Below are 6962 nucleotides of genomic sequence, written 5' to 3'. Positions count from 1 at the left end.
GACTCGCGAGGCCTGCGATGCCGCAGACACTTCGCGGCCTGATTCGGTGACCAGATCGACCTGCCAGTTGCTGTCGCTGGGCTCGAACACGAGAAAGCGCAGTTTGCCGTTCTCGACCGGCAGCGTGCTTTGCCAGCTGCGTTCAGTGGAACCGTTGTTGTCGAAATGTACCGGCAGCAGGGCGGACCGGGAAACAATCGCGGCATCCACTGGCGACGGCGTACGCATGCTCTCGATCTCGGAGGCCGGGCCGGATAGCTGCTTGGCGAACGAAGACACATCGGCGGGGGATTCCCCGGCCATCAAAGGTGCAGAAATAAACAACGTGAGCACGGATAGTGCAAGTTGGGTTCGATTCACAGCATTCCCTCCCAGGAAAGCATTGGCTGGATGACGGGGTTGGGCCCCGGACAGAAAAACCACGCTGATCCCGGTATCGCGCTGCGTGTCGACTCTCCCCGGTCGACAACGAAGCTCCCCACGATAATGGGTTCGGCGCGGAGTCTGTACGCGGCCGTATGGGCGCACAAGACGCACTGCAGCATTCTGCGACTGGCGCTATCTCGTCGCCGAGCTTCAGGTGGAGTTGGCAATGACGGGAACCAGCCGTGGCCCGCGTGTATCTTCCTGCTTTCTTCCTTGCATCTTGTCGTCGCAATATTTTGAGTGTCAGACTCGCGTCCCTCTGCAAGGCAATCCCATGCTCCTATTACGCGCCGCTCTGCTCCTCATTCTTCCCGTCTCCGCCTCGGTTGCCGCCGCAGCACCCGACCGCCAGGCGATCGCACATTACGCCGACACGATGCTGGCGACGAATTTTGCCGCGGACGGGCCGGGCGCTGTGGTTCTGATCGCTCGCGGAGACGAGATTGTCTATCGTGGCGCGCGCGGTATGGCGAGTCTCGAACTGGGTGTCGCGCTGTCGCCCGATCAGGTTTTCCGGCTCGGTTCAGTGACCAAGCAGTTCGCCGCGGCGGGTGTTCTGAAGCTCGTCGAGCAGGGCAAGGTCTCGCTTGATGATCCGCTGACGAAGTTCGTCCCAGGCTATCCGAATGGCGACAACGTTACCGTTCGCATGTTGCTCAACCATACCTCGGGCATCCGCAGTTACACCGACATCCCGGGGCGCATGGACTTGTTGATCGGCAAGGACATGACGACGAAGCAACTGATCGACAGTTTCAAGGATGAGAAAGCCGACTTCGCGCCTGGTGCGCAATGGAATTACAACAACTCCGGCTACGTACTGGTCGGCGCAGTGATCGAGTCGGCCAGTGGCAAGCCGTGGTACGACTATCTGGATCAGGTCTTTTTTCAGCCTCTGCGGCTGAAACACACGGAATACGGCGACGAGGCGATTGCGGTGATTCCCGGTCACGTCGGCGGCTACACCCGGGTTGGTGATCACTGGGCGCTCGCCAGATACCTCAGCATGTCGCAACCGCATGCGGCCGGCGCGCTGGTCTCGACCGTCGATGATCTGCTGCGCTGGAACCGCGCGCTGCACGGCGGCGCGGTACTTTCGAAAGCCAGCTATGAACAGATGATCACGCCGATCGGCAAGGCCAAAAGCGCCCACTACGGCTTTGGCATCGAGCATGCGACTCTGCGCGGCAAGCCGGTACTCAAGCACAGCGGTGGCATTTTCGGCTTCAACACCGAGTTGATTTACCTGCCCGAGAGCGCGACGACGGTGGCCGTGCTGGAGAATTTCGACGCCGGCAAAAAGGGCATGGCCGGTGCCTCCGAGCTTGGCCATCGCCTCGCCGCCTTCGCCATCGGCAAGCCGTATCCGGATCGGAACGCAATTCCTGTCGATAGCGAGACCCTGAAAAGTTATGAAGGCGTGTACCGCATCGACAAGGATTCAGCACGCGCGGTGCGTGTCGTCGACGGAACATTGACTTCGCAGCGAACAGGAGGCGGGAAGTTCGTGCTGATTCCAATTGCCCGCGACAACTTTGTCTTTGAGGAAGGCCTGTCGCGCGTGCAGTTCGAGCGCAACCGCAAAGGCAATGTTGTCGCCATGCGTTTCTTCGAGAACGACGAAAGCAAGGGCCAGCGTGTCGCGCGAACCGCGGAGCCACTGCCCGCAGAACGCGTGTCGACAACCTTGCCGGAAGCGGCAATGAAACGTGTCGCCGGCGTCTACCGGCACGATGGCAATGACCTGACGATCGCCTTAAGCGATTCCGGCATGACCGCACAGATGGCTGGCCAACCCGCATTTGAACTGTTTGCTGAATCCGCGACCCGGTTCTTCATCAAGGAGTTCGACGTGACCCTCGAATTTCCGCCAGGCAGCAAACCTGCCGCATCGCTGATTTCGCACCAGGGCGGACGAGCCACGACCTTCACGCGGATAGCCGAGTAGGCGAAGGGAGCGACACCGGATGATCTTGGCCTGTGCTCGTTGCCATTGCGCAGGCAGGTTGTGGGCGGCGATGATCGAATCGCCGGTTTCCGGGGATCGTTGTACTTCTAAAGAACCTTGTGTTGCGGCGCGGTTTCCCTGCGGCTTTTCACTCGCCCCCGGCGGGCGAAGAGCACAGCGCAAGCCAAAGCCAAAGCCCCTCATCCGCCCTGCGGGCACCTCCTCCCACTTTGCGGGAGAAGGGAAAGCAGGCGCGAAGAGAGAGGCGCTTGATCTGGCTTCGCTGCGCACGATGCGTAGCAGCCGCGCGGGATGTCCGCGGATCACTGAATCGGATGACGACTCTCTTGGATGCTTCTGATTACGTCGGCCTCGGGCTCGACTGTGTCGTTCGCATTGCACTTGCAGGGTAGTGGCCATTCAATGTGACGTGACGCGCTCGTCTGAGGCGAGTGAAATCCCGGCAGGGATGCCGCGTCGCGTAGCGGCGTAAGGATCAACATGAATCGAGGAGTTGGGCGTCTCACTTCGGCGCGACTGAGCACTGACGTGCGCTTTTCGCGCTGGTTGGCGAGCCAATTTTTTTCGCCGCCTCAAGAGGTCTGCTGCCAGATCTTTCGAATCCGACCGGGAGCTGATGTCGAAACTTGAGGCCAGCAGACAGTAGGGCACGGAATCATGGAAGATGCGGCCGGTTGAGATTGGTCGACGGTTGCCTATCCCGGGATACCACCGACTGAGTCCGGGATTCGTCTGGCAGAGCTACCGCAGGGGCCTCCATCGATCGATCGCGCGGGATGCTCCGGGCATGGTGGGCGAGCGCGGCGAAGCTCGCGATTTGGACTCTGCCCTAAGGCGCTACCTCGGTTTCCGTTTTACCGAGATAGCGCTGAAAATGATCGATCAATTTGCGGAAGGCGTAGCGGGTCTGGGCAAGGCCTTCGGTATCCCAGCCGTGCGGTGCGTTTGGCAGGGTGACCAGATCGACGCTCTTGCCTTGCAGGATCAGGCGCTCGGTGAGGGTCAACGTATCCTTGTACAGAACGATCCAGTCGCGCATGCCGTGGATCAGCATGAGATGACCCTTGAGGTCGCCCGAGCGCAGGTAGGGCGATGATTTCGCGTACTCCTCGGCGTGATCTTGCGGCGCCATCATCGTCTGCATCTCGCCGGTCATCGCGTGGAATACATTGGAAGCCGGCGCGCCGGCCACACCCGCGGCGTACGCATCCGGATAGCGGAACATCGACATCGTCGTAAGCAGACCGCCATAGCTGCTGCCCCAGATGCCGATCCGTTTCGGATCGACCTGGAACTCTTCGATCAGATAGCGCGTCGCACTGTACAGGTCATCGACATCGACACCGCCGTAATCCATGCCGATGCGCTGGCGAAACTTCTTGCCATGGCCCGAGCTGCCGCTGATGTCGACATTCATGACCAGGTAGCCCTGCTGGGCGAGGATTTGATCGAGTCCCCAGGTCGGGTGATAGACGCGCCCACCCCATTCGTTGTGTACCGAATTGCTGTAGACCGAGCCGAGAATGGCCGGATGTTTCTGCGCCGGATCGAAGTCCGGCGGCAGGGTCAGGCGTGCATGCACCGGGGTGTTGTCGTTGATGTTGTGGAAGACCACGTACTTCGGCGCGATCCAGCGATAGTCGCTGAATTCCGCCAGCGGCGAATGGGTGACCTGGCGGCGCATTGCCTTCGCAGCGACAGTCGATTGCAGATACAGATCGGGTGGCGTCAGATCATTCGAGTAGAGATCGGCGATATGTTTGCCGTCTGGTGAAATCGATGGATGATGCGCGCCTTCGGCCGGTGTCAACGCCTGCGCCTTGTCTCCGTCAAGCGGGACACGATAGAGCCGACGCGATTCGGCATTGCCTTGGTTGCTGACGACGAACAGCGCATCCGCTGGAGCTAAGATGCTTGCCGAAAACACGGCCCAGTCGCCCGCCGTGATCGCCTTCGGTTCGCCGCCTGCCAGGGCCTGATAGTAGACGTGGTAATCGTTGTCACGGTCTGAGATGAAATAGACGCCGTTGCCATCGGGTGACCAATCGGCCCACCATTCTGCAGTGACATTGTTCGGGTCGGTTTCCTGCAGCAGCAGTCGCGATTTGCCATTGGCCGGATCGAGGATCAGCAGGCGTCGATCCTTGATGTAGAGATCACTCTTGTCGACCAGCAGGTGCTGGTTGTCGGGCGACCAGCGCACATCGAAAATCTGATCGAGCGGGTTGTCGCCAAGATCCATCCAGGTGACCTCGCCGCCACTGGCGGCGATGACACCGAGCCGGCGCGTTGGCGATGGCTCACCGGGAAACGGTCGCTTGACCTCGATCAGTCGGGTCTCTTCGCCGAGGTAGTCGGGAATTCCGCGTGTCGGCACTTTCGACAGATCGGCTTCGATGAAAGCCAGCCGCTTGCCATCGCCAGACCAGACATGGGACTCGACGCGCACATCCTTGCGACCCGGCGAAAAGATCTTGTGCGGTACAACGTTGCCGGTCTTGAAATCGGCAACCCACAAGTCAGTTGCCGATCGGTATGCGATGGCCTTGGCCGATGTCGAGGTGCCGAGATCCCAGCCGGAGACGCCACCTTCGATCAGCGCTTGCGCGGGCCTCCCCGGCAATACCTGATAGAGCGAACCGTGCAAGGCGAAGATCAGATGCCGGCCATCGGGCGCCCAGACCAGCTCGGAAATGCCGTGATCGGATTCGACTTGCGCCGCCTGTTCGAGCTTGGCGATATCGGTGCCCGGCTGCGCGGGAACCTCGGCGCGCGGCATGCGCGTGATCCGAACCGGCTTGCCGCCCTGGCTATCGGTCATCCAGATATCGCGAAACGGCATGCCCTGGTCATTCCACAGAAACGCCAGCCGGCGGCTGTCTGGCGACCAGGTCGGACTTTGCGGCGCAGTGCCGATGATCGACGGCAGGCTGTAGAGCCGTTCGATCGTCATCCGTCGCGGCGTTGTTTCATTGTCAACCGCAATGGCGGTGATCGGCGTGACAAGGATGGCGATGAGCACGCCGACGCCGATCAGCAATATTCGCAAATTCATGGATTGGAAATCCTTTGTTGCTTGGGCGGTCACAAGCGAACGCCGGAAGCCGTCAACGACGTCGCTCCGACACGCGTATCACGCGCCCCAGGCGGGAGGCGGCGTGGCAATCGGCTGGCTCAGATCAAACTCGACCCGGAACAAGCGCCCCTCGCGGCGAAGCTCATAGGCGAATCGCTCGGCATTGATTTCCACCGCCCAGATATTGGTGTTCGAGACTTGCATGTCGTTGGCCGTGAACAAGGCGATGGACTCCGCGTCGACTGGAAATTCCTGGCGTGTCGCGCTGCCTTCGCTGGCGGTGTCGCCGCCGTATTGGGTGATCGCGTCTTCACTGCCGTCCTCGTGGCGGTGATCGTGCTTCAGGCGCAAGCCTTGTTCGGTTCGCGTCAGCACCCAGGTGCGCGAACGGTTCTCGCCGACATTGAACGGGATGCGGATCTCGTTTGCCGAACAACTGCTGACGTGCATGGTCATGGCTTCATTCGCCATGTCCGCATCAGCCGCATCGGTGGACACCAATCTTCCGGCGAATGATTCACCGCAATGACTGGCGATGGCATCGAAGAATTGCTGTTGCGCGCTTTGCGGCGTCGGCGCAGCAGTCGGCTCGCCAACGGAAGGCGTCGGCGCTTGCTGTGAACAGGCGGCGAGAAGTGCCACGAGGGCAAGCGTTGCGCCGAAGCGCACGGCATGAGCTTTCATGTCGGGATCCTTGAATGAACGCGACCCCTTGGACTTTCGTCCCGGCGCTCGCTGGACTCCCTACTCTAGCCCGAACCATTCAAAAAGGGGACGGAGGCATTATTTGTTTGAAACGCGCCGTTTTCTCACAAGATTTCGCGGCAATTGCCGACTGACGAAGCAGAAAGTACGGGGCACGCTGTCGGCTCATTTGAAAACTGGAGTGCCAACATGCCGCGCCGACCCCGGCTTGTCGTCCCTGGTGTCCCCATGCATATCACCCAGCGCGGAGTGAATCGCGCCGCGATTTTTGCTGACGATAGCGATCGCATGCGCTATCGGGATCTGCTCATCGACGTTGCGGGCTCGCATGAGCTGGCCGTTCACGCCTATGCCCTGATGGGCAATCACGTCCATCTGCTGATGACGACGAATGAGGCCGATCATCTGGCCCACGCCATGCGCCTGCTCAATCAGCGCTATGTGGCGGGCTTCAATCGACGCCATGAGCGAACCGGGACCCTGTGGGAAGGCCGTTTTCGATCCTGTCTTGTCCAGAACGAGAATTATCTGCTGATGGTGTATCGGTATATCGACCTCAACCCGGTTCGAGCGGCAATGGTTGACTCGGCGGAGGCCTATTCCTGGTCGAGCGCGAAGGCGAATCTGGGGCTCGCCAGCGACCGCTGCATAACGAGAAAGGTTAGATCGTGCGAGCGAAGCGAGCCGCGATCTGAACCGTTTGTTGGACAAGCCCGGTCCCCGTAGCGACGCTATGCAGATAGCTATTTCCCGATCAGCGGTGGCGGTCGGTGATCAAGCGGCAAT

General features: G+C 60.4%; 4 protein-coding genes and 1 pseudogene. 2 read left to right on the top strand and 3 right to left on the bottom strand.

Annotated features, from left to right (window positions below; genetic code table 11):
* Positions 1–303: pseudogene (locus VFN25_RS03170) on the bottom strand (hypothetical protein); the annotation flags it as partial.
* A gap of 397 nt (positions 304–700) precedes the next feature.
* Here VFN25_RS03170 and VFN25_RS03165 point away from each other — a divergent pair.
* Entirely contained in the window at positions 701–2374 is a 1674-nt protein-coding gene (locus VFN25_RS03165) for a serine hydrolase (protein ID WP_325138733.1), read from the top strand.
* Positions 2375–3224: 850 nt separating this feature from the next.
* Here VFN25_RS03165 and VFN25_RS03160 read toward each other — a convergent pair.
* Both VFN25_RS03160 and VFN25_RS03155 read right to left on the bottom strand, forming a co-directional pair.
* A complete protein-coding gene (locus tag VFN25_RS03160) occupies positions 3225–5450 on the bottom strand; it encodes a S9 family peptidase (RefSeq protein WP_325138731.1) in 2226 nt (741 codons plus the stop codon).
* 78 nt (positions 5451–5528) lie between these two features.
* Positions 5529–6155 (bottom strand): hypothetical protein, encoded by a 627-nt coding sequence (locus VFN25_RS03155; RefSeq protein WP_325138729.1) that lies wholly within the window; start codon positions 6153–6155, stop codon positions 5529–5531.
* Between the two features lie 210 nt (positions 6156–6365).
* Here VFN25_RS03155 and VFN25_RS03150 point away from each other — a divergent pair, with 210 nt between their 5' ends.
* Positions 6366–6902 (top strand): transposase, encoded by a 537-nt coding sequence (locus VFN25_RS03150; protein ID WP_325138727.1) that lies wholly within the window; start codon positions 6366–6368, stop codon positions 6900–6902.
* The last annotated feature ends 60 nt before the right edge of the window (positions 6903–6962 follow it).

The organism is Dokdonella sp. (genome assembly GCF_035703485.1).
In the GTDB taxonomy this organism is placed as follows: domain Bacteria; phylum Pseudomonadota; class Gammaproteobacteria; order Xanthomonadales; family Rhodanobacteraceae; genus Dokdonella.
Note: the sequence above shows the minus strand (reverse complement) of the source record. Positions and strands in the feature narration are given on the sequence as shown.